Raw genomic sequence first — 26,885 nt, 5'->3', positions numbered from 1 at the left:
GAGGTACGGGTAAAGCAAGCGTGAGACCACTATCCTTTAAGTCAGTAAATACAGTTTGTTGCTTTTCGGGAGAAACGATGACCGTAAAGTGGGCTGACGGGTGGGGGCGGGTCTGGAACGAAAACGGCCTCGACCAGAAGGCGCGTAATGCGCCTGCCGGACGGGGCCGTCGCGTCCGTTAAGGACGGTTGCCTGTCGGCAATCAGTGCACGTGACCGTGCTCCTGCTCTTCGTCGGTGGCATCGCGGGTTTCTACGACTTCCACGTCAAAGTGCAGGGTCTGGCCAGCCAGCGGGTGGTTGGCGTCGATGGTGACGGTTTCGTCAGCCACTTCAACAACCCGTACGATCTGGGGGCCGCCTGGGGTCTGGGCCTGGAACTGCATGCCTGGCTCGATGGTTTCTACACCTTCGAAAGCGGTACGCGGTACTGGCTGGATCAGTTCTTCATTGACCTCGCCGTAGCCATCTGCCGGAGCGACTGTCACCTTCAGCTGGTCACCGCTGCTTTTCTCGTTCAGGGCGCTTTCCAGGCCACTGATGATGTTTTGGGCACCTTCCAGGTAGGACAGGGGCTCACGACCTTCTACACGGGAGGAATCCAGTTCTTCTCCCTGGTCGTTGGTCAGAGTGTAGTGAATGGAGACAACGCGAGGTTGGGCCATGTGTTCTCCTTGCGGGTCGCAATGACTGTTAGTTGGTTTGCGGGCGATCGAAAGTGATCGTGAACAGCCGGACTGCACAGAGGGACTAACGACCACCAAGCCTCGTTATTGAGCTTGGCTCGGTAACAAGATCGAACGGACAGTTTAACAGGCCGAAGACGGCCAACGCCACCGTGCACGCCGGGATTTCAGCCCAGCGGGAAAAACTCCCCGCCGCTCCAGACGCCGTAGCCTTGTCCGTCATCCTCAACTACCTGCTCTGCCAGGTCGTAGAAGGTGGCGGTTGTCAGCCGGGCTTCCAGTCCGTGGCGGACCCGGATCACCGGCCGGGGTTCTTCGCTGTTGGGGTAATGGCCGACGGACAGGGGGTGGTCAGCCCCAACCAGCAAGCGCTCGTCCATGTTGGTGGTCAACCAGAGTTGCTGCTTGCTGCCCTCGCCTTCCCGCTCCAGCCCGTGGGCCAGAAGTGGCGCGTCCTCAACCTGGATGCGCCATTTCTCCACCGGGGTTACCAGGTAGTAGTCGCCGTCGTCCTCGCGACGCAGGATGGTCGAGAACAGCTGGGCGATGGCCGCTCGTTTCAGGGGCTCGCCCTGGTACAGCCAGGTACCGTCGCGCAAGATGCGGATATCGATGTCGCCGGACAGCTCTGGATGCCACGTCTCCAGCGGCGGCCGGCTCCGGCCGCTGTCGGCGGCGGCCTGGATCTGGTCGGCCAGTTGCTTGGGATCACGACTCATGGTGCCTCTCCTGATTCTGGACGTTCCGGTGTCACAGTCCGCGCATCCACTCCGGGCGCAAGGCAGCAGCTCCCGGATTGGCGATAGCCAGGTTCACCTGCTCCAGCAGGCGCTCCTTGTCGCGCCCCAGGGTGCCCTTGAGCACCAGGTAGTTGGAGGCGTGGTCACTGCGGAAGATGGTTTTTTCCAGCTCCAGATGCTCAAGGAACAGGCGGATCTCGTTGAACAGGCCGTCCTGGTTGAGCATCTCAAAGTCGCCGCCGAACCCTTCCCGGAAGCGCTCCTCTCCCTGCGGAAAGCTGACCACCAGTGTGGACAGGTAATTGGGCTGGGTGTCGTTGCACAGCCGTGCGGTGTTGGTGGCATGCTGCTCGGACAGTTCGGTGCCCCCCAGTCCGTTCAGCACCATGACCGAGCTGGTCAGACCGGCGGCGTGGATCTTGTCGAGGGCGGAGCGGGTCGACTCGTAGGTCTCCCCCTTGTTGACCCGGCGCAGCACCTCGTCGTCGCCGGATTCCATCCCCACGTACATGAAGTGCAGGCCGGCGGCTTTCAGCTCGGCCAGCTCCTCCACGGTTTTCTTCGCCAGGTTGCGCGGCAGGCAGTAACTCGACACCCGCTGCAGGTCCGGGAACGCCTGATGCAGATCCCGGAGGATCGCCAGCAGGCGCCGGGTGGGCAACACCATGGCATCGCCATCGGCAAGGAACACGCGACGGACACTGCCGAAAGCTCTGGCGGCGCGCTCGATGTCCTGGCGGATATCCTCATCTTTACGGGCACGGAACTTCTTCTGCGGCTGGGTGTACATTTCGCAGAAGGTGCAGCGGTTCCAGGAGCAGCCATTGGTGACGGGAAGGATCAGCGACTTGGCCTCGCTGGGCGGCCGGAAGACCGGCTCGATGTAATCAATCGGAAACTGGTTCATAGCAAATTCGACGGTTGTTGGTGACGCTCTTCAATGGAGCGTTCTGGTTATCAGCGTGGGTTGTCCGCTCACGGCAGGAACTGGGCCCGCAGATCGGCGCACCCCGGGCCGGCAATGGGCATGTCGAGCATGACGGCCTGGCTGGTCATAAAGGGAATGCCGTGTCGGTGGCCGTCCACCAGCAGTGTCGACAGTGCGCCGACGAACGGCATGTGCGACACCAGCATCAGGGCGTCGGGTGCTGAGCGGATCAGTTCGTCCAGGCATTCGCCCGGATCGTCATCGGGGGTGATGAAGGGCTTTTCGATCACCGGGCAGTTGAGGATCTCGGAAACGATGGTGGCTGTCTGGTGAGCCCGCACCAGCGGGCTGGACCAGATCTCACTGGGCCGCCAGGGAGAGTCCGCCAGCTTGCGGGCAACGGCGGCCGTCGCCAGTCGGCCGGCTTCGGTCAGCTCCCGCTGCTGGTCCAGGGTATGCCAGCCGGCTTCGCCGTGGCGCATGATCAACAGGTTCATCGGCATACCACCCTGGTCATCAGTAGGTCAGCGTTCGCGGCAGTATAAACTCCACATCGGAGTTCTGCACCGCCATCATCAGGCCATTGATGACGGCCTTGATGGACGCGCCGCCATGGATGATCTCATAAAGGCCCCGCACCAGCGGCATGTAGATGCCGGCGTCCTCGGCCTTTTCTTTCACCAGTTGCAGGGTGTGAATGCCCTCGGCAACCTGGCCCAACTCGGCTGCGGCGTCCTCGAGGGAAGCACCCTTGCCCACCGCGTAGCCCACCCGGTAGTTGCGGCTTTTTGAGGAGGTGCAGGTCACCACCAGATCGCCGACACCGGCCAGCCCCATGAAGGTCATGGGATTGGCACCGAGACTGACGGCAAATCGGCTCATCTCCGCCAGGCTGCGGGTAATCAGCATGGCTTTGGCGTTCTCGCCCAGATCCAGCGCCGCGGCCAGGCCGGAGACGATGGCATAGATGTTCTTCAGTGCACCGGCCAGCTCCACGCCGTAGATGTCGACATTGGCGTAGACCCGGAAATACTCACAGCCCAGCAGCCCCTGCACAGTGCGGCGAACATCCGGGTCTTTGGCGGCAATCACAGTGGCGGTCAGGTCGCGGTTAACAATCTCGCCCGCCAGGTTGGGCCCGCTGAGCACCCCGATCCGGGTGCGGGGAATCTCTTCCTGGAGGATCTCGCTCATCAGCTTGAAGCCGTGGCGTTCGATGCCCTTGGTCAGGCTGACTACGATCTGGTCGTTGCAGAAATCCGCGGCGTGTTGCTGGATCACCGCGCGGAAGGCCTTGCTGGGAATGGCGACAAACACCGCCTCGGCCGACTGCACGGCCGTGGAGAAATCGGTGGTGGGGCGAATGTCACCCGTCAACTGGATTCCGGGCATGTAACGCTGGTTGGTGCCCTGCTCTGCCACTTCCCGGGCCTGTTCGCCATCGCGCATCCAGAAGTGCACAGTGTGGCCGTTCTCCGCCAGCACCTTGGTGATGGCCGTGCCAAAGCTGCCACCGCCGAGCACGGCGACCTGCTTCTTCTGGTCGGAGTGGGATGAGGTTGAGTGAGATTGTTGAGACATAGGGTTTCCGTCTACGCATCCATGAGAACGTACTGTGTGGCTGGAGCACGGCGGAGCGGCGTCGCCCTCGCATTACACCCGTGACAGTGCGTGCAACCGTGGCAACACAAGCCAATGCAGTGGGCAGTGACTCAGCCGTGGTCCTCGCATTCCAGCGCCCGGACAAGATTCTTGAACTCTTCGCGGTTCTTGCTGTTCAGGCCCATCAGTACGCGGTGAGCGTCCAGTACCTTGTCGCGGACCTGGTGTTCGCTGGCCCGCAGGACTGGAATTTCTTCTAGTTCTTCAATTCGAGAGGCGGGTTCGCGAACAATGATGAAGATCTTGTCGAACCCCATAGAGGTGATGATTCGGGTAATGTCCGGGTTGGTCGAAATCAGTGTGGGCAGGAATTTGCTCTGTCGGTGGGCGGCCATCGCGATCTTCGCCAGCAGTCCCAGGGTGGTGCTGTCGATGATTTCGGTTTCCGTCAGATCAATCACCACCGTCTTGAAGTGCGGGTCCTGGGTGATGGATTCCACCAGATTATCCAGCGTCGAACACAGGTTCAGACGGATCTCGCCAATAAACTTGAGGACGTAGATGCCCTGTTTCTCAGCTTGGAGGATCTTGTAGCCAGCCATGTTCACACTGCCACTATTTCGACTCGGGGCTGTCCGTCAGCAAGGGTCCGTTTGCTGGGGCAGCGGTTGATTCGCCATCGGTCGCGGGTACTCCATCGGAATCGGACTCAGCTACAGTGACGTCTGACCCGGACAGAGCTCTATCGGACACAGATACAATCGCGATGTCATCCGGCAGCTCGTTCATCTCACCAAGCTGCAGGGCGTCGCTCAAAGATGCGATAGTGTGACGACCTCCTGATACGAGTTCAAGTAATCTCGCCTCCTTTTCGGCGAGGCTCTTGGCCTTTATAACTTCCAGTATTCCATCGGAAAATAGATATAACTGGAATGGCCTGTCCAGGCGAACCTGGTACACCTCCCACTCGGGATCTTCGAACAGTCCCACCGGTAATCCGTTGCCCTCAAGAAACAGCGTTTCCCCCTGCTCGAAAGACAGGATGGGCATCGGGAAATGGGCACCGACCGCGTAGGTCAGCGTGCGTTCTTTCTCCGAAATAATGCCTACAAACACTGTGACATGTTTTCCGAGGCCGGTATCCAGCAATTCCGAATTAATTCGCTGCAGGAACCGGTCGGGGTACAGAATGTCGTCGCTGGAACCTCGCCGCAGGTTGCGCTGGAGCCGGTTGGTCAGGTTCTTCAGCAGTACGGTGACGAACGCCGAACTGGCGCCGTGGCCAGACACATCGGCGATGTAGACCAGGGTCTGGTCGCGGGAAATGCGGAAGTAGTCGAGGAAATCACCGCTCAGGTAGAGCGACGGTTTGATCAGGTGATCAATGTCCAGCGCTCCGAGCTGGTAGTCGTGCTCCGGCAGCATCTTGAGCTGAACCTTGCGACCGGCCCGCTGATCAGCGCGCAGCTCCGAGATACCGGCCCGCAGATCGCTGTTGGCTTCCTCAAGCTCCTGGCGGTATAGCTGGTTGAGCCGGTTCACCCGAACCCGGTCAAACAGCTTGCCCAGCACGTCATCGATCAGCGACTTGTCACGCAGCGGTTTGAGTACAAAGTCCTCCGCGCCGGCACGAAGGGCCTCCACTACCACGGTGGCTTCGGCGGTTTCGCCGTAGGCAATGACGGGGATGAAGGTGTCTGTGGCTTCAAGCTGGTCGCAGAGTTTACGGAGGTCGGCGGGTGACAGGTCGGCGAAGACGGCGTCAGGCCGGGGTTCGGAGGACAGGGCCTTTGCGGATGCCATATCGGCGTAGCCGCAGACATAGAAGCCCTTGGATTCAAGGTAACGATCCAGTTCCTGTCGGGATGTTTCATCCGGATCGATGATCACGATGCGCTCGGTGCGCGAGGTCATGGCTGTCGCCCTAAACTACCAGTGTGAAACGACAAATCGCTTGGAAGAGTCCATATTTGCCTATTCTGGCACGTCCCTGTGATATAACAAGACACGAATCCGTCTGTTGGAGACAAATTCACAATGCGCAGCGCCGTAAACGACCTGCTTGGTGCTTATGACAAGCTGATCATGGACCCGGTTCACGGTGGTATTCCGCTTTACCGCCACGAAATCCGGGTCATCGACCACCCGCTGTTCCAGCGACTGCGCAACATCTGCCAGAACGACATCCTCAGCCTGGTGTTTCCCGGTGCCACCCACTCCCGTTTCCTCCACAGCGTGGGGGTCATGCACGTGGGTGGGCGGATGTTCCGGGCGATGATCGATGCCTACCTGCGGGAGAAGCAGCTCAGCGAACAGGTGGATCTGACCCTGAGCCAGCTCGATGCCATCGATTACCTCACCAAGGTGATCCGTCTTGGTTGCCTGCTGCATGACAGCGGCCACTCCAGTTTCTCTCACCAGTTCACCCAGGCCCGGCGGATCAACGAGCTGATGGCTCGGGGCAACCGCTTTGAGGAACTGTGGCGGGGGGAGGATTACCGGCGGTACTACCCCGACCAGCCACCGGAGCTGAAGCACGAGCACTATTCCGTGCGGGTGGCCCATGATGTTCTGGGTGCCATCGGGCTGGATGAAGCCGGCCTGCATACCGAAGACGTGCTGGGGATCATGGAGACCACAGACGTGTTGCCCAGCGAGGCCTTCTGTCGTCACGCCCGGACCTTCTGGTCGTTCATCGCCGGTGGTGACGCCGACAGCGGCGCCCTCGCCCACGAGAATATCCCCCGGCTGGTGATGGACCTGCTGTCATCCATCGTGTCCGGAGAGATTGATGCCGATCGGGCCGATTACATGCTGCGGGACGGCTTCCACTCATCGGTCACCATTGGCGGGTTCAATCTGGACCACCTGCTCAGTAACCTCCGGTTTGGCTGGGAGGTGGAAACACCCTGGCTGGGCCTGGCGATTACCCACAAGGGTCTTGGTGCGCTGGAGGACTTCGTCTACAGCCGACACCAGATGTACCGCAAGGTCTATGCCCACAAGACCGCCCTGGGTTTTGACTGGCTGCTGAGGGAGGCCATCAACGAAGTGCTGGAGGAATCCGAGACCTTTGACTGGGTCGACACCTGCCTCAGCGATATGACCCATTTTGCCGACCTGACCGACAGCTTCTTCTGGGAAGCCTTCCGCCGCTACGCCCGCCGGCACCCGCGGAGCTACTCACGCTGCATTGTTGACCGGGTCAAGCTGGATCACCTCGACACCCGTGAGAATCTCAGTCAGGAGGCGATCCAGGACCACTGCCAGGCGCTGGAGCAGCAACTGGGAATGGCCACTGGCGAAGTGGTGACCTGCTCGATGCGCGCCCGGTTCTCCAATATCCAGGACAACTTCAACGGCATCAAAGTGTTGATGAAAGACCCGATCCACCGCACCCGCAGCCTGAAGAAGATTACCGATGTCAGCGCCTTCTTCAGCAAGTTTGGCGACGGCACCATCACTCACTTCTACCGTCGCCCGACCCTGCTGAGAGACTGATCTACCCGCTCAGCCCCCAGGCTGTCAGCAGGCTTTCAGCGCTGAGGAAGGCGCCCTCCACCCGGCCGCCATTCAGCCAGTCGCCACACACCGCCAGCTCTCCGCCAGCAAGCACCAGGTGGCCCGGTGCGGCGGACACCTCGGCACGGGCGAACAGCCAGCGGTGGCTCAATACCTGATCCGGCTGTACAGTCTCGCCGGTCTGCTCCCGAAACGCCGCCAACAGCGCAGCCTCCACCTCGGCGCCGGTGGCCTCCCGGTGGCTATCGGACCACTCACTGCTGCCATGCAGCACCCACCACTGGCCAGCGTCCTTGCGGCCGGGCTTGCTGCTGTTGTTGGCGGCCCACTGCAGCGGCCCCTGCTGAAACTGAATGCCATCGTAGTCAAGGGATAACGGTGTGCTGAAGTGCGCCGCCACCGCCCAGCAGGGCGTCAGGGCGTCGAGGTGATCCGCCAGGACATCGGCCTCATCGTCCAGATCACTGGCCGCCAGCAGGTCCCGGGCCTGAACCGGCGGCTGGCACAGGATGAGCCGATCGTAGTCGCCCCAGCTGGCGCCGGCCTCATCCTCCAGCTGCCAGCCCTGGTCCGGGGTTTGGCTGATGCGGGTAATGCGGGTGCCGGTGTTCAGCGCCAGGCCGCCTGACAGGGCCCGGGTGATGGCTGACATTCGGGGCACGCCGACATACCGGGTGTCGGCATGGTAGGGGCTCAGGGTGCCGTCAGGGCGCTGGTAGCGCAGCGTTCCCGTCCATTCGCCGAGGCAACCGCTGGCGTGGTCGGCCAGAAACCGGCGGAATCGCGGGTCCCGTACGGTGAAGTACTGCGCGCCCAGGTCCAGGCTGCCCTGCTCAAGCCGCTTCGAGGCCATGCGGCCACCAGGTCCCCGGGCCTTGTCGAACAGGGTGACCTGGAAATCGGCCTGTTTCAGGCGTTGGCCCAGGGTCAGGCCGGCAATGCCTGAACCGATCACGGCGATACGGCGTACCCCTGCCAGCATTGACGATTCTTTTCTCATTCTTGACGCATCCAAACTCATGATCCTAAACGTAGTTAAGGTCATAACATTGCTTTGTTCGCTGAATGCCAAGGTATTTCGAGGTCTTATCAGCGCGACAGCACCGAGCAGACACGTACAGGAAATGACAAGGAAACAGCGGGTATGACCCAGGCGAACCGTTGGCTTTTAAACATTCTAAGGTGGTTCGATTCCGAGGCCGGATTGGATCACATTGATTCCAGATCCCGAAAATTCAATGCGTTGAGGGTGATACCTTTCCTGCTACTTCATGCCGCCTGCCTGCTGGTTCTGGTGGTTGGCGTCAGTCCCTTTGCGCTGGCGTTTGCGCTGGCGTTCTTTGTGGTGCGGATGTTCGCGATCACGGCGTTCTATCACCGCTATTTCGCTCACAAGACCTTCCGCACCTCCCGCTTCTGGCAGTTCCTGTTTGCCCTGCTGGGGGCCAGTGCGGCGCAGCGGGGGCCGCTGTGGTGGGCGGCCCACCATCGCCACCATCATCAACACTCCGATCGCTCCGATGACCTGCATTCCCCACATCATGGCGGCTTCTGGTGGTCCCACATCGGCTGGTTCACCTGCGATGCCGGTTTTGTCACCGACGAGCGCAGGGTACGGGACTGGCTGCGCTTTCCTGAGCTGCGTTTTATCAACCGGTTTGATGCGCTGGTTCCGCTGACGGCCGCCCTGGCGATCTTCGGACTCGGCGAGCTGCTGGCGGCAACGGCGCCCTCCCTCGGCACCAATGGCTACCAGCTGTTGGTGTGGGGATTCTTCGTCTCCACCGTGGTGCTGTTCCACGCCACGGTTTCCATCAACTCACTGGCCCACGTCTGGGGCAGGCGGCGTTTTGACACCGCCGATGACAGTCGCAACAACTTCTTCCTTGCCCTGCTGACGCTGGGGGAAGGATGGCACAACAACCACCATCGCTGGCCCCAGTCGGCCCGCCAGGGCTTTCGCTGGTATGAAATTGATCTCACTTACTACGCACTCTGGCTGATGGCGCGTCTCGGGATCATCTGGGACCTGAAACCGGTTCCGGAGCATATCCAGCAGGAAACCCGGGCCAGGGATGCCAAGAACGGGAGGGGAACATGTCGTCAGTAACCGCAATCAATGGCACTCCGGCATCCAACGGGTCGATGAGTTCGGAGGCCGCGAAAAAGGACATGATTGAACGTTTCCAGGCGCTGTTCCAGGCCATGGCCGGCGGACAGGTTGCCGGCCTGGAGGCGGTCTATCATCCGGACGTGGTGTTTGTGGACCCGTTCACCCGGGTTCAGGGGCTTGAAGCGTTAACCCATTATTTTGAAGGCGCCTACCAGAACGTGATCCGCTGTGACTTCGCCTTTGGCGCCACCGTTGCCGATGATCGGGGATTCTGCCAGCCCTGGACGATGTCCCTGCGCCACCGCCGGCTCCGAAAGGGCGAACTGATCCGGGTGGATGGCATCAGCCAGCTCACGGTGGACTCTGGCCTGGTGCGACTGCACCGGGATTACTTTGATGCCGGCCAGTTGCTCTATGAAAACGTACCGCTGCTTGGTTCGGCGGTTCGCTGGTTGCGGAGGCAGGCGGTATGACCCGGCGACTGACGACACCAACCACCATCTGGCTGACCGGGGCGACCTCCGGCATTGGCCGGGCCCTGGCGGAACAGCTGGTGGCCCGCGGGCATAGGCTGATTGCCTCCGGGCGTAATGAAAGCGCATTGGAGGCATTGCAGGCCCTGAACAGTGAACGGGTCATGCCGCTGGCCCTGGACACCACCAGCCAGGAGGATCTGGCGCAGGCCCGGGCCGCGTTCGACCAGCCCTGGCCGTTGCAGATGGTGATACTCAACGCCGGTACCTGCGAGTACCTGGACCCGGCGGATTACCAAAGCTCGGTGGTGGAGGCCAATCTGACCACCAACGTGATTGGTACCAGCCGCTGCATTGAAGCGGCGCTGCCGGCGCTCCGCCAGGCTCGGGCCCAGGGACTGCCCGCCACCCTGGTGATCGTGTCGTCCTCGGCCTGGTGGTTTCCGTTTGGCCGTGCCGAGGGTTACGGCGCCTCCAAGGCTGCCCTGAGCTACCTGGCCCACGCCCTGCGGGCGGACCTTGCTGCGGAGGGCATTGAGGTGGTGACGGTATCGCCGGGGTTTGTGAAAACCCCGCTCACTGATCGCAACGACTTTCCCATGCCTTTTCTCATCGATGCTGACGATGCCGCCGGCAGAATCATCAGCGGGCTGGAAAAGGGGCGCCGAGACATCGAGTTTCCCCGACGCTTTACCTGGACACTGCGGCTGCTTGGTGCCCTGCCCCGGTGCTTGATCGACCGCATGGCGGCGGCAATGTCGAGGAACCAAAAAAACCAGCAGGAAGCCAATCAATGAACCAACCGCGTCAGCGAATTGCCATCATCGGAACCGGGATCGGCGGGCTCACCGCCGCCTGGCTGCTGAAAGATGAGCACGACGTACAGCTCTACGAGGCCAACGATTACGCCGGTGGCCATACCCATACCCGGGTGGTCCATCGCAATGGCGTTGACTGGCCAGTGAACACCGGGTTCATCGTGTTCAACGACTGGACCTACCCCAACTTCATCAAGCTGATGGAGCGGCTGGGGGTCCCATCCGAAGAGAGCGACATGAGTTTCAGTGTCGACAGCGAGGCGTCGGGCCTGCAGTATAACGGCAATCGCCTCAATACCCTGTTTGCCCAGCGCCGTAACCTTCTGAATCCGCCGTTTTTGCGGATGGTGCTGGAGATTCTCAGGTTCAACCGGCTGACCCGGGATGACCTGGCCAACGACCGCATCCAGGACGATGAGCCGCTGGGCAGTTACCTCAACCGTCACGGTTTCTCCCGCTACTTCCGCAACCATTACATCGTGCCCATGGGCGCGGCGATCTGGTCGGCGCCTGAGGTGGTGCTGGAACAGTTCCCGGTGCGGTTTTTCCTGCAGTTCTTCAACAACCACGGCATGCTGTCGGTGGATGACCGCCCCACCTGGCGGGTGTTGTCCGGCGGGTCCGCCAGCTACGTACACCGGATGATGGCTACCCTGGGCTCGCGTACCCGGCTCAACTGCCCGGTGACCTCGGTCAGGCGCGAGGCGGACCAGGTGCTGGTGTCCTGTGCCGACGGCACCGAAGCCTTCGATCAGGTGGTGTTCGCCTGCCACAGCGATCAGGCGTTGGCGATGCTGGCCGATCCGACCGAGGCCGAGCGGGAGATCCTTGGCGCCATTCCCTACCAGATGAACGAAGTGGTCCTGCACACCGACGAATCGGTGCTGCCTTCCAACCGGTTGGCCTGGGCCGCCTGGAACTACCGGGTGCCGGCCCATGCCACGGAACCGGTGTCGGTGACCTACAACATGAACATCCTGCAGAATTTCCATCAGTCGTCGGAGACGTTCTGCGTCACCCTGAACCGGACCCGGGATATTGATCCCGACAAGATCATCGATCAGTACCGCTACGCCCATCCGGTGTTCAGCATGGAGGCCGTTGCCGCCCAGCAGCGCTACCACGAGATTGGCGGTCACAACCGCAGCCACTTCTGTGGTGCCTACTGGTTCAACGGCTTCCATGAGGATGGCGTTCGCAGTGGCCTGCGCGTGGCACAAGCCTTTGGTCTGGGGCTGGACTCATGACCGCAACGTCTGCGCTATCGCCCTGGCGTAGCCAGTGGCTGCAGGGCGAGGTCCGTCACCGGCGCCGGGCACCGGTGAACCATGAGTTCCGTTACAACACCGGCATGTTGTGTCTGAACCTGGCGGAATGGCACCAGCTGGACTCCCTCAGTCGCTGGTTGTCGGTGGAGCGCTTCAACTGGGTATCCCTGTACCGACGGGACTACTTTCTGCCCGAGGCACCGGATCTGGACACAGCGGTGCGAGACTGGGTACACGATGCCACCGGCTGGCGCCCGGACGGGGCCGTTGAGCTGGTGACGCACCCCCGCTACGCCGGCCATGTGTTCAACCCCGTGAGCTTCTACTTCTGCTATCCGGAGAGCGCGGACCCTGCCAGCGGCGCCGTGCCGAGAGTCATCCTGGCCCAGATCACCAACACGCCCTGGAAAGAGCGCCACGTCTACTGCCTGGAACCGGACACGGAACAGCAGGAGCGCAAGGCTGGCGGCTGGCAGAGCGTGCGTTTCCGCTTCCCCAAACGCTTCCATGTTTCTCCGTTCAACGGCATGCGGCAGGACTACCAGTGGCTGTTCAGCTTTCGTGATGACCAGCTGCGCATTCACATGAATGTGTACGAAAACGGTGAGAAACAGTTTGACGCCACCCTGGCGATCCAAAGGCAGCCACTGACTCGTAAGATCTTCCATCAGGCGCTGCGGCGCTTTCCCCTGGAGTGCGCCAAGGTGGTCACCGGCATTTACTGGCACGCGCTGCGGCTGAAACTCAAGGGCGCGCCGTTCTATACCCACCCGGACAAACTGCCGGAGGACTGCCCGGAGCACGCCCTGGGCCGCGACGACACCGGGCGTCTGTTACCGGGTAGTGCGGGAACCGCGGCGGGTAGTACCAGTGACATTAACAGTGACAGTGCCAGTGACATTAACAGTAACAGCCGACAAACAAACCGCAGGCAAACACCGACAGACAGTGGAAGGGTCCATTCATGGCGAACCTAGAATCAGCAAATACCGTCTCACAGACCGGGAATGGCAACTCGAACGGTGATGCCGCGTCATCACGCGATGGTGGCGGTGCCGCTACCCAGCTCACCCGCAAGCTGGTGCTGGCCCAGTTGGGCGCCCTGGGTAACGGTGTGCTGAGGATTCGGGAGCCTGGCCGGGCGGACGTGGTATTGGGAGATGGCGATGCCCGCTATCCCGCCGCAGAGATGGTGGTGCACGATGCCAGCACCTGGACCGATCTGGTCACCGGCGGCAGCATCGGAGCGGCTGAAGCGTTTGTTGCCGGCGACTGGGACACACCGGATCTTACCAGTCTGCTGCGGTTCTTCGCCCGTAACGTCGACCGGATGAATCGGTTCGAAGATCGCTTCGCCTGGATCTCAAAGCCGCTGCTGAAAGGCCTGCACTGGCTCAATCGCAATACCCCCACGGGCTCCCGCAAGAACATCCAGGCTCATTACGATCTGGGCAACGAGTTGTTCGAGACCTTCCTCGACCCGACCATGATGTACTCCTCCGCCAAGTACCCCCATGAGCAGGCCTCGCTGGAGGAAGCGGCGGTGCACAAGCTGGACCTGATCTGCCGCAAGCTGGATCTCGGGCCCGACGATCATGTGGTGGAGATCGGCACCGGCTGGGGTGGCTTTGCTATCCACGCAGCGAAGCACTATGGCTGTCGAGTCACTACGACGACCATCTCCGAACAGCAGCTGGCGCTGGCAAAGGCGCGGGTTGAAGAAGAAGCTCTGGCGGATCGCATCACCCTGTTGTTCGATGACTACCGTGACCTTGCCGGCCAGTTCGACAAGCTGGTGTCGATTGAAATGATCGAGGCGGTGGGCCCGCAGTATCTGGACAGCTATCTGGCCAAGATTGATCAACTGCTCAAGCCCGGTGGCCAAGCACTGATTCAGGCCATCAACATGCCGGAGCAGCGTTATCAACGGGCGTTGAAAAATGTGGATTTTATCCAGCGCTTCATCTTCCCGGGCAGCTTTATCCCGTCGTTCGGAGCCATCCTGGGCTCGGTACGGCGGCGTAGCGATCTGGTGCTCTCACACGTGGAGGATCTGACCCCGGACTATGCCCGCACGCTGGCTGACTGGTGCCAGCGCTTTATCGCCCACAGCGACCGCCTAGAGGCGCTTGGCTATGACCAGCGGTTCCGCCGGCTGTGGCAGTTCTATTTCGCCTACTGCGAGGCTGGATTCTCGGAGCGGACCGTCGGTGTCGCCCAGATCCAGCTGGAGAAGCCGGTCGGAGTCTGAATGAGCCACATCCGATCCCGTCCTTGGCGTCTGTTCACCAACTTTGTGCTGTTCCAGGCCGGTTGGCTGGTGTGCGTTATCGGCACCAACCATCTGGCGGTGCTGGTGGCTGTGGCGCTGGTGGTGCTTCATCTGCTGCTGGTCAGTCACCGGCCGGCGCTGGAGCTGGGATACATAGCTCTCGGTACCGTCGCAGGTTCACTACTGGACGGGCTGTGGTGGCAACTCGGTATCCTGCAGCCGGCAACCGGCGCACTGGATGCGGCATGGATTCCGTTATGGCTGGTGTTGCTGTGGTCGCTGTTCCTGACCACCATCAATCACTCCCTGGCGTGGGTGGCTGACCACCGCTGGCTGCCCTGGCTGCTCGCTCCCATTGCCGGCCCGTTGGCGTACTGGTCGGCAAGCCAGCTTGATGCCGTCAGGCTGCAGCCGATGTCGCTGGCCTTCATCGCGCTGGGCTGGCTGCTGGTGTTTCCACTGCTGATCCAGCTTCGCAACCGCTGGTTCGGGGCGCTGGCAGCGGGAGAGACCTCATGACCGCGGTCGACTATCGACCACGTCCTCAGTCTGTCCCGCCTGTCCGTAAGGTGGCGGCGGCCGCTGCAGCGGCGCTGGCACTGGTGACAGGACCAGCGACAGCGCAAGAGCAATTCCGCTTTACCGGCACCGCCTACGCCGGGTCGGGGCAGCCGGTCTATGAAGAGCAGCACCAGGTGCGCGGCCAATGCCTTCAGGGCCGGTTCCGGCCGGAGCAGCACGAGGTGCACTATGTCGATGTTGGCAGTGGCAAAACCATCGGTAGCAAGCAGCTGACCTACCCCGGACGGCTGACCCAGCCGGAGGTGAGATTTGAGCTGCCATCGTGGCAGCAGTCCCTGGTGATTACATCCGGTGGCAACGGGGAACTCCGGGTTGAATCCCGTGAGCGCGGGAAGCTTGAGACCGCCAGAGTCGAAATCAGCGACGCCGTGGTGGTTGATGCCGGCTTTGACCACCTGGTTCGGCAACACTGGTCGACCCTGTTAAACGGCGAATCGGTGCCTTTCCGGTTTCTGGCGCCGTCCCGGGGCGAGCACTATGGCTTTGAGCTGGAGCCCGAGCCGGGCAATGACTATCACCTGGCGGTCACCATCCGGCCCAGCGGGCTGATGATGAGACTGCTGGTCGATCCGATTGTGCTGGGCTACGACCGCACCGGCGCCCTGGTGCACTATGCCGGCCTGACCAACATTCCCCGCACCCGGGACCAGAACCATGAAGCGGACATCCGCTACCAGGTGACAACCCAGCCCGCCTGCCCCCTGCTTTCCCCTCAATAACGCCCGCTCTGGCCTCGGCCGACTCGCAACTGACACTTTCGCCCCGATTGCCGTAGACCGTGCCACATCCGCTCCGGGCTTTCTGTGTTAGACTCGGGCGATATTTGACGGGGCTGTCTCAAAGCCCCCTAACCCTATGAGTCAGTTGAGTATTCGCCCATGATGTTTGTATCGTTCAACGTCAACAGCATCCGTACCCGGTTGCATCAGTTGCAGGCTGTTATCGACACCTTCCAGCCGGACGTGATTGGTCTGCAGGAGACCAAGGTGGCGGACGACGCGTTTCCCCGGGCGGAAGTGGAGGCCATGGGCTATCACGTTCACTTCCATGGCCAGAAAACCCACTATGGCGTTGCCCTGCTGTCCCGTCAGGCGCCGGCTTCGGTGCAGAAGGGATACCCCTGGGATGACGAGGACGCCCAGCGCCGGTTTGTAGCGGCGGACTTTGAGGTTGGTGACCAGACCCTGACGGTGATCAACGGCTATTTCCCCCAGGGGGAGAACCGCAGTCATGAGACCAAGTTTCCGGCCAAGCGCAAATTTTACGCCGACCTGATGCAATACCTCGACGATATCGGTGGAGACAACCGCCAGATCGTGGTGATGGGCGACATGAACATCTCCCCCACCGACCGGGATATCGGCATTGGCGATGCCAACGCCAAGCGCTGGCTGCGGGAGGGCAAGACCAGCTTCCTGCCGGAGGAGCGCGAGTGGCTGTCACAGGTTGAGTCTCGCGGGCTGACCGACGTGTTCCGCCACCTTCATCCTGAGGAAGCGGACACCTTCAGCTGGTTTGACTACCGCAGCCGCGGCTTTGAACGGGACCCCAAGCGGGGCCTGCGTATCGACCTGATCATGGCGAGTGCCGGGTTGCTGGATAAGGCGGTTGAGGCCGGCGTGTCCTACGAAATCCGCGGGATGGAGCGTCCGTCTGATCATTGTCCGGTGTGGGCGCGGATTGATATCTAGGGACGGAGGGCCGATCGCGCCACCATGAAGAAAAAGGTCAAGACCCGGGATCGCATTCTCAGCACCAGTCTGGTGTTGTTCAACTCGGTGGGGGAACCCAACGTGACGACCCTGCTGATTTCCGACGAACTGGAAATCAGCCCCGGCAACCTTTACTACCACTTCAAGAGCAAGGGCGACATTGTCGCCGAACTGTTTGACCAGTTTGAACTGGAAATGCAGGACCTGCTGGCGGTGCCGGACGATGTGGAGGTATCGCTGGACCAGCTGGGCATCTTCCTGCATCTGCTGTTTGAGGCGGTGGCGCGTTACCGCTTTCTGTACCAGGACCTGGTTAACGTGCTGTCCCGTTACGATGCCCTGCAGGCCAGATTCCGCCGTATTCTGGCGGCCAAGAAGCGGGCCTTTCAGACCCTGTGCGCCAGTCTCCAGCGCCAGAAGATGGTGGCACTGCCGGGGCCCCAGCTTGATGCACTTTGTGAGCAGTTGACGCTAACTTGCTGTTATTGGAGTAGTTACGACACCCTTTCACATCTTGAAGATCGGGACTCGGTAAACCCGGGGCGTGGGGTTTACCAGATGCTGCACCTGCTGATGCCCTACCTGGGCGAAGCAGAACGTGAACAGATGGCGCTGATCAGCCAGGATTACTGGTAGGCATGACCGCCGGCAAGAGCCGGCTCGGCGCATTGAAATTCCCCTACTCTTCTTCTGACCGCGGCTCGCCCCGCAGTTCACGGAGCTCCGACTCCAGCGCGTCGATGCGCTTTTCAAGCAGTTCGATTTCCTCCCGGCGATGAATACCAAGCCGGCGCAGTGCGCCGGAGACCCGCTGGTCAAACAGGTTTTCCAGCTTGTCCCAGGTACCGGTGGCTTTTTCCCGAACGTCTTCGACCCGGTCTTCCACCGACTTCACGTGTTTCTCAACCACGCCACGGGTTTTGCTCTCAAGCTGTTCGCCTTCCTGTACCAGTCGATCAAAAAACTTGCCGGCATCCTCTTCCGCCTTGGTGTAGGCACCGAGACCGGCCAGCCAGATCTGCCGGGCCGAGTCCTTGATCTTACCATGCAGCTGGGGATCGGTTTCTGGCTTGTGATCGTCGTGTTCAGACATCGGTAAAACCTCGGGCGCAAGGGGCTTGGGTGTTGTTGTGCAGCGTTCTCATTGTATCGCAGTGTTGTCAGAAATTCAGTGTCTTAGCGGCCTGAGCGGAGTCAAAAAAGCGTAATCAGGAACGGTTGCTATAAGCATTGGTTCAATATGACGAAATGAACTCAAACAGCCGTGAAACCACCTTGAACTGTGTAAAATTTCGTCAATACTTCCTATACCGGTATCCCTGCTGATGCCGGTTTGTCTGGAAGTCTTTCATGGATACTACTCGCACGCCTCTGCCCGGCCATCAGTGCCGGGCTTTTTTCCGCCGGCAAAACGATATACACTTTAATATATTGTATAATAGTATATTGACACTGCGGGCTGCCCATTGGTCCGCTGCGGATTGACCGGAGAGCGCCCATGCTTGATCGCAACCCTGATAGCGACCCTGATTGCCATTCTGACCACAGCTCTGATCACCGTCTTGATCACTGTCCTGAACACTACATTAATCAGGACGCCATGCTGCAGTCGGCGGAACAGGCCAGTCTGTTTCTGAAGTCCCTGGCCAACCGTGATCGCCTGCTGTTGCTCTGCCAACTGACGGAGGGCGAAGCCAGCGTCAGTGATCTGGAACTGCGAACCGGCATCGGCCAGCCGTCGCTGTCCCAGCAACTGGGGGTGTTGCGCCGGGAAGGGCTGATCGCGCCCCGGCGCGCCGGCAAGCAGGTGTTCTACCGTCTGGCCGATCCCCGGGTCGAGGCTCTGCTCGGCCAGCTTTACGAACTGTTCTGCCGGCCCCAAGGCCCGGATGAACAACCGGATGAGACCATTGGAGACATGAAATGATCACCATTGACTGGGCCTCCTTTACGCCCCTGTCGGCCTTGTTGGGGGGCGTAATGATTGGTGGCGCGGCAGGCCTGCTGTTGCTGCTCAACGGTCGCATTGCCGGCATAAGCGGCATCCTCGGTGGCCTGCTTGTCGGCAATCGTCGCGACGCCGGCTGGCGCCTGGCCTTTCTGGCCGGCCTGTTCCTCGCTCCCTGGCTGTGGATGCTGGTTGCCGCCCTGCCCACTGCGGTGATCGAGGCCGACTACGCCACCCTGGTGGTAGCGGGATTACTGGTTGGGGTTGGCACCCGCTATGGCTCCGGCTGCACCAGCGGTCATGGCGTGTGCGGGCTGTCGCGGCTGTCGCCCCGGTCGCTGATCGCCACGCTGAGCTTTATGGCCGCCGGCTTTGGCACCGTCTACCTGATTCGACACGTTGTGGGGGGCTAATCGATGAAACTCTGGATCACGTCGTTTCTGGCCGGGCTGGTCTTTGGGCTTGGGCTGATCGCCTCCGGCATGGCAAACCCGGACAAGGTGCTGTCCTTCCTCGACCTTGCCGGTGCCTGGGACCCGTCCCTCGCGCTGGTCATGGTGGGGGCCATTGCAGTCGCCAGTGTCGCGTTTGCTCTGGTGAAGCGACAGTCGGCACCGGTATTTGGTCGCGAGTTCCAGCTGCCGACAGCAGTCCGCCCGGACCGTCGTCTGGTATTGGGCAGTCTGACCTTCGGCGTCGGTTGGGGCGTTGCCGGCTTCTGCCCCGGCCCGGCCCTGGTGGCTCTTGGCGCCGGTATTCCCAAGGCTGCGGTGTTTGTGGCGGCGATGGTCGCCGGTATGGCACTGTTTGAATTGCTTGAACGTTGGCGCACACCCCGGCGGGCCGGATAGAATAGTTGATCAACCGTGTCGGAAACATGATGCCCAGAGGACCTGCTGCATGGACCCAAGAAAGATAGACGACGACATCTCGGTAGCACCGCAGATTCAGCCGGAAGACGTGGCAGAGGCCGCGCGTCTGGGATTTAAGACGCTGATCGCCAACCGTCCGGATCATGAGGAGATGGGGCAGCCGGAGATGGACGAAATTGCCGCGCTCGCCCGTGAGCATGGTCTGGACTGGATCTATCAGCCGGTTCAGTCCGGCAATATCCAGGATCAGGACGTCGAGGCGTTCGGCCACCATTACCGGGATGCCCAAAAACCTGTGCTTGCGTTCTGCCGTAGTGGCACCCGTTGCTGCGCCCTGTGGGCCCTCAGCCATGCCGGGGAACTGCCTGCAGACATCATCCTGCTCAAGGCACTCAATGCCGGCTATGACCTTTCCGGCCTGAAGTATCGGCTGCTGTAGCACCGACTGCCCTGCCCGGGCTGCATCCGCCGACTGATCTCTATCGGCTGCGGCCCCGTATTCCACCAGTTGTCATTTGCGCCAAAGGAACTCTCATTTCATGCAATACAAAGGTGTCGATCACTTCACTCATGGCCAGCCTGAGCGGCTTGGGGTTCTGATTACCAACCTGGGGACGCCGGATGCCCCCACCACACCCGCCCTGCGTCGATACCTGGCGGAGTTTCTGGCAGACCCCCGGGTGGTGGAAGTGCCGCGACTGATCTGGTGGTTCATTCTGCATGGTGTGATCCTGCGTATTCGGCCATCCCGCTCGGCCGAAGCCTACAAGAAAGTCTGGACCAGCGAAGGGTCACCGCTGATGCTCCACACCGAAAAGCAATGCAAAAGCATCCGGGCGGTACTGCAGGCCCGTTACGGCGACGATCTGGTGGTGGACTTTGCCATGCGCTACGGCGAACCCTCGATTGCTCAGGCGCTGGACCGGATGGAAGCCAAAGGCGTGCGCAAGCTTCTGGTGCTGCCGCTGTACCCTCAGTATTCCGCCTCCACCTCCGCCTCTACCTTTGACGCCCTGGCCGCGGACTTTGTCGCCCGCCGTCGGCTGCCAGATCTGAGGTTTGTCTCCCACTACCACGACTTTCCGCCGTACATCGAGGCGATGGCTGCTCACATTGAGGCGCACTGGCAGGCTCATGGCCGCAGCGACAAGCTGATGCTGTCCTACCACGGTGTTCCGCTGCGCTACCTGAAGAACGGCGACCCCTATCACTGCGAATGCCACAAGACATCACGGCTGTTGGCCGAACGCCTTGGGCTTGAAACCGGGGATTACCTCACCACCTTCCAGTCACGGTTTGGCCGCGAAGAGTGGCTCAAGCCCTATACCGATGAGACGCTCAAATCGCTACCCGGACAGGGCGTGCGAAGCGTGGACGTGTTCTGCCCGGGATTCTCGGCGGACTGCCTGGAGACCATTGAGGAAATTGACGAAGAAAACCGGGAGTACTTCCTGGAAGCGGGTGGCGAGTCCTTCCGCTACATCCCCGCACTGAACAGCGAGCCCGGCCATATCGACGCGCTGGTCGCACTTATTGAGCAGAACCTTCAGGGCTGGCCCCGTCCGGACAATCGCGAGCAGCTGTTGCAGGATCAGGCTCAGCAGGCCCAGGCCCTGGGCGCTGAGAACTAGACCCCAGCTCTTCATTCCCCTCCTGGTCCTGACCTGGCAGTGATTGGCAGAACACGCAGTCCTCCAGGTCGTTCCCGGCGCCCCCGGTTTCCACATACCGGACCCGGTGCCGGGACTGTCCCCGATTGGTCGACACGGCGTATCGAGAATTCTCCATGCGATCAGTTTCTGAATGGTCTTTGCTCATGAGAAAACCTTCTGGGCGAAGCAGCGGAATCGGTTCCTGAGTGGCCATTAGAGACTCATGGCCTGAAAAGGTTCCGCACAGAAACTCAGTGAGCTTACGACGGCTTCGCTGGCCTACCATGCCGCCCCGGTCCACTACCAGCAAAGGCAGCCAGGTTGTTGAAATATTGAGCATAATTATTGCCTGACCGTCCGCGTCTGTTTTACACTCTGCGGCGCGCTGCCGATGTGCAAACGGCATGCATTTAAGCCTCATCAGGCCCTCGCTCACCGGAGCTGCAAACACTGAAAGGACGCTGTCGGAGACGCTGCAGGCCGGCAGTACAGGCGATTGAGAGGCCCTACAAACAGTAAGAAGGGATGCTTATGAAGGACTTCAAGATGGGCGAAGTTCTGGGGTTGATGCGCCAGACCGCTCCTTTTCTCATTTTCCGCTTTCTGATCTATTTCGGTATCACCCTCGCCTATGTCCTTGCGACCGGCATAGGTGCAGGCCTGGGCTATTTCGTCGGTCATATCGGTGACGATCCCAGTGGGTACGGCGCCGGGGGTGGCCTTATCGGGTTCGGTGCTATTTCGGGCGTGGCCTATTTTCTTCGCGAATACCTGCTGTACGTGGTCAAGGCAGGCCATATCGCCGTTCTGGTGGAGCTCATGGAAGGTCGCGAGCTGCCGCAGGGGCGCGGCCAGATTGACTATGCCCAGGAAATCGTGCGTCAGCGTTTTGTCCAGGCATCAACACTGTTCGGCGTTGACCAGTTGATAAAGGCGGTATTGAAGACCTTTAACAAGGCCTTTTTCACGCTTTCGTCGTTGATCCCGATTCCGGGTTTCCAAGGTGTGGCCAATTTCATCAATACCGTCATCAACCTGTCACTGACCTATCTGGATGAGGTCATCCTGGCGTACAACTTGCGCACCAAAGCCGACAACCCCTGGCGCGCCAGTCAGACAGCCTTGATTCTCTACGCGCAGAACTACAAAGTCTTTCTGAAAAACGCCTTCTTCCTGGCATTCGTGATCTGGGGCATGACCCTGGTCGTGTTCCTGCTGATCCTGGCCCCGGTGGCCGGACTGGTTTCTCTGTTTCCCGGTACCGCAGGTCCGTTAACGGTGATTATTGCTCTGGTCTTTGCCTGGGGCGTCAAACAGGCCGTCATTGAGCCGCTGGGCATGACCGCCCTGATGCAGATCTTCTTCAATACCACCGAAGGCCAGGAGCCAGACCCCGAGTGGGACGCCCGGCTTAACGAGGTGTCCGACAAGTTCGCGTCATTCCGCGACAACGCCCTGGCATGGGACAAGGACAACGGCAAGGGGTGACTTCTACCAACACCCCTACCCCTGGCGTGCCTGCTCCTTAAATTGGTGGCCGTTGGCGATCATTGCGGAGGAGTAAGGTATGTCGAGGAAAGCGCGGTCGCGCTAATACTCCTCCTGTTCTGGTGTTGCTGGCGGTTGCTGAAGTGGTCTCGTTGAGCGCCGGTAACGCCATTCTGATTCTGACAGCCACACCGGATCGATCAATCCTTGGCGCAACGGTTGCCAGTTGAGCAACTGGAGGAACCGTCCTGAGCGGAACCACATGCAAATAGCAAAATCACCCGAAGATTGAACCAATAATATTGCCGATCATTTCAAAAACAGAAAGCACACCTTCCACGAACACTTCGAAGAAACCTGTAATGCACTCCAGAGCGCTGTCAGCGGCTATCACAACTGGGGTTGCTATTGCCCCAAAGGATAAGACAAGCACGAAAGCGACTATCAGATTGAATCCCGCAAAAACAATGTAAGTTGTTGCGCCAATAAGCGACAAGGAAGACGCCGCTCTCAACAGCTTTATCCAGACAGGACGATCTTCTTTTTCCTGTTTTAATTCAGGAGCAAAGGACCGTCATTTTCTGGTCATCAGACACCTCGTTTATGGTGGCGATTTACCACCTAGGCTGGTGTCCGGAATCATTGAACCACTACAGAGAGGTTCACTGAACACGACCTTCGAGCGAAACACGCGACGGAGATAGAGGCATCTGGAGGCAACGCTACAGACAATCTGCTGCACGATGATGGGCGCACGACCAAGACCTATCTGAGGTCAAAGAAGGCAACCATGATCACGCCATTGGTGCGCAGAAAAGGGGGTGAGTAATACAAGTCGATTTTGGCCGTTTTTCAAAATCATGTTCTAAAACCTTATAACATGGATGTTATAAGCGGCACTTTCTAGGGGGATTCAAGAGTATCGGGAGGTAGTGCTAAGAGGTTGAAGCTAGAGAAGAAAGTGGCGGTGGGCCAGGGATTCGAACCCCGGGAAGGCTATTAACCTTCGGCGGTTTTCAAGACCGCTGCATTCAGCCACTCTGCCAGCCCACCGTTTAACACTTTTTACGCCGTCGTTGCGACAGCGGTGTGCATCATACCGGAATCGCCCTGCCTGTCAACGCCTTGCAATCGAATTCATGGAATTCTTTGAGTCCTCCGTTTTCATGGTCGGGCGGAAAGAACGTATCATCACCTTATGGAAAGATCTGCCCGGGACATGGACGCCTATGAAGAATGCCCTCAAAAAACTGTTACGCCTGCTCGTCTATATCGCACTGATGGCGTTTCTACTCTATACGCTCGGGCAGGCAATGATCACGCAATGGCAACAAGCGGAGGGCGATCTCTGGCGCTACCTGGGAAGCCTGGCAAAAAGCGTTCTGATGGTTTTCTTCATCTGGAAAGTTCTGCCGTTTTTGCTCAAGACGATAGACCCGGTTCTGATCAGGCGCCACCAGGCGAGGTTGAAGAAGCAGTTTCCCGACTATGCGGGCTGTAAACCATTTCCCGACGACCGCGACCCCGCGGTTGCTCTGGGGAAAGAGACCCTCTTTCTGTTCCGGGATGGCGAACCGGACACCATTGCTCTGGCAAGTCTGTCGGGGTTGGAGTTTGGCCGTGACCGGCACTGTCTGTTTCTGACTAGCAGGTATCAAGACGGCGCTGGTTACCGCTATTGGTTTCCCGACGATAGCCGGGATTGGAAGGTGGTCGCGGGCTTTCTGGCGCAGGAAGGTCTGCCAGTCAGCGCTTCCGGGTTTGAGGACGCCCCGCCCTCTCCCGAGCAGTAACGCCAACATTACCCCGATTTAATGAAATCCTTGTGGGGGTTGGAGGTCGTAAATGATTGAAAGTTACGTATGCAACATTATGATGAGGGGTAGTGTAAGAGTCATCGTAACTACAAACCCTGGCTCGTCATTCAATCGGAGAAAATAATGGAACACAGACAAGTTCACACCCGGCAGGCCTACCAGGCGTCGCACGCCGGTACATCCACCGGTCTCAATGCTGACGTCTCGAAGGTCCTGCGTAACACCTACACCCTGCTGGCCATGACTCTGGCATTCAGTGCCGTGATGGCCGGTGTGTCCATGGCAGTTGGTCTGGGCCGTGGCGCCAGCTTGATCTGTAGTCTTGGCGCCCTGGCGCTGGTCTGGCTGGTGCTGCCGCGTACCGCCAACAGCACGGCCGGTATCGGCGTGGTTTTCGCGTTCACCGGTCTGCTGGGTCTTTCCCTTGGGCCGCTGCTCAGCTACTACCTCGCCCTGCCTAATGGCGGCGCCATTGTGATGCAGGCCCTGGGCGGAACGGCCCTGGTGTTCTTCTCGCTGTCTGCCTACGTGCTGACCACCAAGAAGGACTTCAGCTTCATGGGCGGGTTCCTGTTCGCCGGCCTGATGGTGGTGATCTTCGCTGCCCTGGGTGGCTTCGTTGCTTCCCTGTTCGGTGTTGATGTCAGCGCCTTCAGCCTGGCCATCAGTGCCGCCATCGTGCTGCTGATGTCCGGTCTGATCCTGTTCGATACCAGCCGTATCGTTAACGGTGGTGAGACCAACTACATCATGGCCACGACTGCGCTGTACCTGAACATCTACAACCTGTTCACCAGCTTGCTGCACCTCATCGGCGCCTTCAGCGACGACTGATCTGCCCGCTGGCAAGAAAAACCCCGGCCTATTGCCGGGGTTTTTTGTTTCTGGGTTACAATGCGGCCAGAACTATCCCATTTCATTCATCCATTCGCTTTGGAATTCAGCAGGTTGCAATGAGTGCCGTCAAACCGGTTTCGTTTACGTTGGTGATTACCGGCGCCCCGTACGTCAGTCAGGCGCCGCAGACAGCGCTGTCGTTTGCCAGGGCGGCCGTATCTGCTGGGCATGCCATTGATCGGGTATTCCTCTATGGTGACGGCGTTCACCTGGCCAGCAGTCTTTGCTGCGCTCCCAGCGACGAGGTGAACTGGCACCGGGAATGGTCGGATTTTATTGCCCAACAACAGATTCCCGCCGTGGCCTGTATTGCCTCTGCCCTGCGCCGCGGCCTGGTGGATGACGGCGAGGCCCGGCGTTACGAACGGGATGCCCACAATGTCCAGCCTCCGTTCCGGTTGCTGGGGCTCGGGGAATGGGTGGAGAGCATGACCTCTTCGTCACGGGTGCTGTATTTCCAGCCGGGAGGCGGTCACTGATGTCGGTGCTGGTGATTGTGGATCGCTCGCCCTATGGCAGTTGGAGTGGTCGCGAATCGATGGACATGGCGCTGTCCCTGGCGGCCTTTGATCAACCCGTCACCCTGCTGTTTAGTGGCGTTGGTGTGAACTGGCTACGTGCGGGACAGGACCCGGCCAGCATCTTCCAGAAGGCGGTGGAGCGCAATCTCGCTGCAGCCCCGATTTTTGGCATTGGCGCCCTGTTGGCAGACCAGCAGTCCCTGGAAGACTTTGGCCTTGATGCCAGCCAGTGCGTCACCGGCGTTATGCCGGTGACGGTGGAGCCGACGCTGCTGGCCCGCTTTGATGATGTGGTGTGTTTATGAGTGAATCCTCAGTGGCTGATGGCGCCGGTATGGCGAGCCGTCATGCAGTGTTGCACATTCTCAATAAGCCGCCGGGGCATGCACGTACCCATCTGTGCCTCGCCACCCTGGCGGCGACCGATGCCCTGGTATTGATTGAGGATGCGGTGCTGGCGCTGGCCAGCGGGCTTGACACCTCCGCCGCCGTCTATGCTCTGGGCCCAGATCTGGCGGCCCGAGGTCTGGCGGCCGATAACGGCCAGACTGGCGTGATCGTGATTGATTATGAGGAGTTGGTGGCCTTGGCCGCTGGCGCTGACAAGACAGTGAGTTGGTAATGTCGCAGACCCCTGAACGAAACAACGAAGGCTTTCTGGAAGATCCGTGGGCCTGGAGCCGCGATGTTGCGGCGGTGATTGCCGGTGAGGACGGAATCGAACTCACCGGGGCGCACTGGGAGATCATCGAGTTCCTGCGCTCGTTCTACCGGGATTACCAGATGTCCCCGCCGTCCAACCGGCTGTTCGTCAAGGCCGTGAAGGAAACACTGGGAGACGACAAGGGCAACAGCATCTATCTGATGCAGCTGTTCCCGGGTACCCCGGCCAAGACCGCCTGCCGCATCGCCGGTCTGCCCAGGCCAACCAACTGCCTGTAACCGCTTTTCATTTCATTGTTTGACCCTGGAGTT

The 26,885-nt window shown here is 60.1% G+C and carries 33 protein-coding genes and 1 tRNA gene; 23 read left to right on the top strand and 11 right to left on the bottom strand.

All coding sequences use genetic code 11. From position 1 onward, the window contains the following. Nucleotides 1-202: 202 nt before the first annotated feature. The 7 genes from MLD24_RS06360 to MLD24_RS06330 all read right to left on the bottom strand — a co-directional run bounded on the left by MLD24_RS06360 (nucleotide 203) and on the right by MLD24_RS06330 (nucleotide 5,869). Nucleotides 203-664 (bottom strand): FKBP-type peptidyl-prolyl cis-trans isomerase, encoded by a 462-nt coding sequence (locus MLD24_RS06360; RefSeq protein WP_227175934.1) that lies wholly within the window; start codon nucleotides 662-664, stop codon nucleotides 203-205. Between the two features lie 188 nt (nucleotides 665-852). Next, nucleotides 853-1,404 (bottom strand): DUF1285 domain-containing protein, encoded by a 552-nt coding sequence (locus MLD24_RS06355; protein ID WP_248165359.1) that lies wholly within the window; start codon nucleotides 1,402-1,404, stop codon nucleotides 853-855. A 31-nt stretch (nucleotides 1,405-1,435) separates the two neighbouring features. Further along, entirely contained in the window at nucleotides 1,436-2,332 is an 897-nt protein-coding gene (locus MLD24_RS06350) for a radical SAM protein (protein WP_248165357.1), read from the bottom strand. A 68-nt stretch (nucleotides 2,333-2,400) separates the two neighbouring features. Beyond that, nucleotides 2,401-2,850 carry a SixA phosphatase family protein gene (locus MLD24_RS06345; RefSeq protein ID WP_227175937.1) on the bottom strand — a complete coding sequence of 150 codons (450 nt, stop codon included), beginning with the start codon at nucleotides 2,848-2,850 and terminating at the stop codon, nucleotides 2,401-2,403. Nucleotides 2,851-2,869: 19 nt separating this feature from the next. Then, complete coding sequence (locus MLD24_RS06340) at nucleotides 2,870-3,934, bottom strand: NAD(P)H-dependent glycerol-3-phosphate dehydrogenase (RefSeq protein ID WP_227175938.1); 1,065 nt, start codon at nucleotides 3,932-3,934, stop codon at nucleotides 2,870-2,872. Nucleotides 3,935-4,065: 131 nt separating this feature from the next. Continuing rightward, complete coding sequence (locus MLD24_RS06335) at nucleotides 4,066-4,557, bottom strand: STAS domain-containing protein (protein WP_227175939.1); 492 nt, start codon at nucleotides 4,555-4,557, stop codon at nucleotides 4,066-4,068. 13 nt (nucleotides 4,558-4,570) lie between these two features. Continuing rightward, the gene (locus tag MLD24_RS06330) at nucleotides 4,571-5,869 is read right to left on the bottom strand and encodes a PP2C family protein-serine/threonine phosphatase (RefSeq protein ID WP_248165356.1); all 1,299 of its coding nucleotides are present in this window, start codon (nucleotides 5,867-5,869) and stop codon (nucleotides 4,571-4,573) included. 123 nt (nucleotides 5,870-5,992) lie between these two features. Between MLD24_RS06330 and MLD24_RS06325 the strand changes: the two genes are divergently transcribed. Beyond that, nucleotides 5,993-7,456, top strand: a complete 1,464-nt coding sequence (locus MLD24_RS06325) for an HD domain-containing protein (protein ID WP_248165353.1) — start codon at nucleotides 5,993-5,995, stop codon at nucleotides 7,454-7,456. Nucleotide 7,457: 1 nt separating this feature from the next. Here the strand turns inward: MLD24_RS06325 and MLD24_RS06320 are convergent, their stop codons facing one another. Further along, nucleotides 7,458-8,477 carry an NAD(P)/FAD-dependent oxidoreductase gene (locus MLD24_RS06320; protein ID WP_248165351.1) on the bottom strand — a complete coding sequence of 340 codons (1,020 nt, stop codon included), beginning with the start codon at nucleotides 8,475-8,477 and terminating at the stop codon, nucleotides 7,458-7,460. A 144-nt stretch (nucleotides 8,478-8,621) separates the two neighbouring features. Here MLD24_RS06320 and MLD24_RS06315 point away from each other — a divergent pair, with 144 nt between their 5' ends. The 10 genes from MLD24_RS06315 (at nucleotide 8,622) to MLD24_RS06270 (ending at nucleotide 17,351) form a co-directional block, all read left to right on the top strand. Beyond that, entirely contained in the window at nucleotides 8,622-9,587 is a 966-nt protein-coding gene (locus MLD24_RS06315; protein WP_248165349.1) for an acyl-CoA desaturase, read from the top strand. Beyond that, entirely contained in the window at nucleotides 9,575-10,063 is a 489-nt protein-coding gene (locus tag MLD24_RS06310; protein WP_227175944.1) for a nuclear transport factor 2 family protein, read from the top strand. Before MLD24_RS06315 ends, MLD24_RS06310 begins: the two co-directional genes overlap by 13 nt. Further along, entirely contained in the window at nucleotides 10,060-10,860 is an 801-nt protein-coding gene (locus tag MLD24_RS06305) for an SDR family NAD(P)-dependent oxidoreductase (protein ID WP_227175945.1), read from the top strand. Before MLD24_RS06310 ends, MLD24_RS06305 begins: the two co-directional genes overlap by 4 nt. Further along, a complete protein-coding gene (locus MLD24_RS06300; protein WP_248165347.1) occupies nucleotides 10,857-12,128 on the top strand; it encodes an NAD(P)/FAD-dependent oxidoreductase in 1,272 nt (423 codons plus the stop codon). Before MLD24_RS06305 ends, MLD24_RS06300 begins: the two co-directional genes overlap by 4 nt. Further along, nucleotides 12,125-13,126 carry a DUF1365 domain-containing protein gene (locus tag MLD24_RS06295; protein WP_248165337.1) on the top strand — a complete coding sequence of 334 codons (1,002 nt, stop codon included), beginning with the start codon at nucleotides 12,125-12,127 and terminating at the stop codon, nucleotides 13,124-13,126. Before MLD24_RS06300 ends, MLD24_RS06295 begins: the two co-directional genes overlap by 4 nt. Next, nucleotides 13,114-14,400, top strand: coding sequence for an SAM-dependent methyltransferase (locus MLD24_RS06290; protein ID WP_248165335.1), 1,287 nt, complete (start codon nucleotides 13,114-13,116; stop codon nucleotides 14,398-14,400). The genes MLD24_RS06295 and MLD24_RS06290 overlap by 13 nt, the downstream gene beginning before the upstream one ends. After that, entirely contained in the window at nucleotides 14,401-14,940 is a 540-nt protein-coding gene (locus MLD24_RS06285) for a DUF2878 domain-containing protein (RefSeq protein ID WP_248165325.1), read from the top strand. Then, nucleotides 14,937-15,722: a hypothetical protein gene (locus tag MLD24_RS06280; RefSeq protein ID WP_248165323.1), complete on the top strand. Its 786-nt coding sequence runs from the start codon at nucleotides 14,937-14,939 to the stop codon at nucleotides 15,720-15,722. Before MLD24_RS06285 ends, MLD24_RS06280 begins: the two co-directional genes overlap by 4 nt. A gap of 159 nt (nucleotides 15,723-15,881) precedes the next feature. Further along, entirely contained in the window at nucleotides 15,882-16,694 is an 813-nt protein-coding gene (xthA, locus tag MLD24_RS06275) for an exodeoxyribonuclease III (protein WP_227175951.1), read from the top strand. Between the two features lie 24 nt (nucleotides 16,695-16,718). Next, nucleotides 16,719-17,351 carry a TetR/AcrR family transcriptional regulator gene (locus tag MLD24_RS06270; protein WP_227175952.1) on the top strand — a complete coding sequence of 211 codons (633 nt, stop codon included), beginning with the start codon at nucleotides 16,719-16,721 and terminating at the stop codon, nucleotides 17,349-17,351. A gap of 43 nt (nucleotides 17,352-17,394) precedes the next feature. Here the strand turns inward: MLD24_RS06270 and MLD24_RS06265 are convergent, their stop codons facing one another. Then, nucleotides 17,395-17,808 (bottom strand): phasin family protein, encoded by a 414-nt coding sequence (locus tag MLD24_RS06265; RefSeq protein WP_227175953.1) that lies wholly within the window; start codon nucleotides 17,806-17,808, stop codon nucleotides 17,395-17,397. 405 nt (nucleotides 17,809-18,213) lie between these two features. Between MLD24_RS06265 and MLD24_RS06260 the strand changes: the two genes are divergently transcribed. The 6 genes from MLD24_RS06260 to MLD24_RS06235 all read left to right on the top strand — a co-directional run bounded on the left by MLD24_RS06260 (nucleotide 18,214) and on the right by MLD24_RS06235 (nucleotide 22,675). Next, entirely contained in the window at nucleotides 18,214-18,642 is a 429-nt protein-coding gene (locus tag MLD24_RS06260; protein WP_344815305.1) for an ArsR/SmtB family transcription factor, read from the top strand. After that, nucleotides 18,639-19,076, top strand: coding sequence for a YeeE/YedE family protein (locus MLD24_RS06255; RefSeq protein ID WP_248165322.1), 438 nt, complete (start codon nucleotides 18,639-18,641; stop codon nucleotides 19,074-19,076). The genes MLD24_RS06260 and MLD24_RS06255 overlap by 4 nt, the downstream gene beginning before the upstream one ends. A gap of 3 nt (nucleotides 19,077-19,079) precedes the next feature. Continuing rightward, nucleotides 19,080-19,514, top strand: a complete 435-nt coding sequence (locus MLD24_RS06250; protein WP_227175956.1) for a DUF6691 family protein — start codon at nucleotides 19,080-19,082, stop codon at nucleotides 19,512-19,514. 49 nt (nucleotides 19,515-19,563) lie between these two features. Further along, nucleotides 19,564-19,974 carry a protein tyrosine phosphatase family protein gene (locus tag MLD24_RS06245; protein ID WP_227175957.1) on the top strand — a complete coding sequence of 137 codons (411 nt, stop codon included), beginning with the start codon at nucleotides 19,564-19,566 and terminating at the stop codon, nucleotides 19,972-19,974. Nucleotides 19,975-20,074: 100 nt separating this feature from the next. Further along, nucleotides 20,075-21,166: a ferrochelatase gene (gene hemH / locus MLD24_RS06240; RefSeq protein WP_248165320.1), complete on the top strand. Its 1,092-nt coding sequence runs from the start codon at nucleotides 20,075-20,077 to the stop codon at nucleotides 21,164-21,166. Nucleotides 21,167-21,718: 552 nt separating this feature from the next. Then, nucleotides 21,719-22,675, top strand: a complete 957-nt coding sequence (locus MLD24_RS06235; RefSeq protein ID WP_248165318.1) for a hypothetical protein — start codon at nucleotides 21,719-21,721, stop codon at nucleotides 22,673-22,675. A 277-nt stretch (nucleotides 22,676-22,952) separates the two neighbouring features. On the opposite strand, the gene MLD24_RS06230 is transcribed toward MLD24_RS06235, so the two are convergent. Together MLD24_RS06230 and MLD24_RS06225 are read right to left on the bottom strand one after the other, a co-directional pair. Then, nucleotides 22,953-23,189 carry a hypothetical protein gene (locus tag MLD24_RS06230; RefSeq protein WP_248165316.1) on the bottom strand — a complete coding sequence of 79 codons (237 nt, stop codon included), beginning with the start codon at nucleotides 23,187-23,189 and terminating at the stop codon, nucleotides 22,953-22,955. A 448-nt stretch (nucleotides 23,190-23,637) separates the two neighbouring features. Next, nucleotides 23,638-23,728: transfer RNA gene (locus MLD24_RS06225), tRNA-Ser, on the bottom strand. A gap of 176 nt (nucleotides 23,729-23,904) precedes the next feature. On the opposite strand from MLD24_RS06225, the gene MLD24_RS06220 reads away from it, so the two are divergent. The 6 genes from MLD24_RS06220 (at nucleotide 23,905) to MLD24_RS06195 (ending at nucleotide 26,852) form a co-directional block, all read left to right on the top strand. Beyond that, nucleotides 23,905-24,468, top strand: a complete 564-nt coding sequence (locus MLD24_RS06220) for a hypothetical protein (protein ID WP_248165314.1) — start codon at nucleotides 23,905-23,907, stop codon at nucleotides 24,466-24,468. Between the two features lie 147 nt (nucleotides 24,469-24,615). Then, complete coding sequence (locus MLD24_RS06215; RefSeq protein WP_227175969.1) at nucleotides 24,616-25,326, top strand: Bax inhibitor-1/YccA family protein; 711 nt, start codon at nucleotides 24,616-24,618, stop codon at nucleotides 25,324-25,326. A 119-nt stretch (nucleotides 25,327-25,445) separates the two neighbouring features. Further along, complete coding sequence (gene tusD / locus MLD24_RS06210; RefSeq protein WP_227175970.1) at nucleotides 25,446-25,868, top strand: sulfurtransferase complex subunit TusD; 423 nt, start codon at nucleotides 25,446-25,448, stop codon at nucleotides 25,866-25,868. Continuing rightward, a complete protein-coding gene (locus MLD24_RS06205) occupies nucleotides 25,868-26,215 on the top strand; it encodes a DsrE family protein (protein WP_248165312.1) in 348 nt (115 codons plus the stop codon). Before tusD ends, MLD24_RS06205 begins: the two co-directional genes overlap by 1 nt. Continuing rightward, entirely contained in the window at nucleotides 26,212-26,532 is a 321-nt protein-coding gene (gene tusB / locus MLD24_RS06200) for a sulfurtransferase complex subunit TusB (RefSeq protein ID WP_248165310.1), read from the top strand. The genes MLD24_RS06205 and tusB overlap by 4 nt, the downstream gene beginning before the upstream one ends. Then, a complete protein-coding gene (locus tag MLD24_RS06195) occupies nucleotides 26,532-26,852 on the top strand; it encodes a TusE/DsrC/DsvC family sulfur relay protein (protein ID WP_227175973.1) in 321 nt (106 codons plus the stop codon). Before tusB ends, MLD24_RS06195 begins: the two co-directional genes overlap by 1 nt. Nucleotides 26,853-26,885: the final 33 nt, after the last annotated feature.

Origin of the sequence: Marinobacter xestospongiae (genome assembly GCF_023156385.1) — a bacterium.
Classification (GTDB): Bacteria; Pseudomonadota; Gammaproteobacteria; order Pseudomonadales; family Oleiphilaceae; genus Marinobacter; species Marinobacter xestospongiae.
Note: the sequence above shows the minus strand (reverse complement) of the source record. Positions and strands in the feature narration are given on the sequence as shown.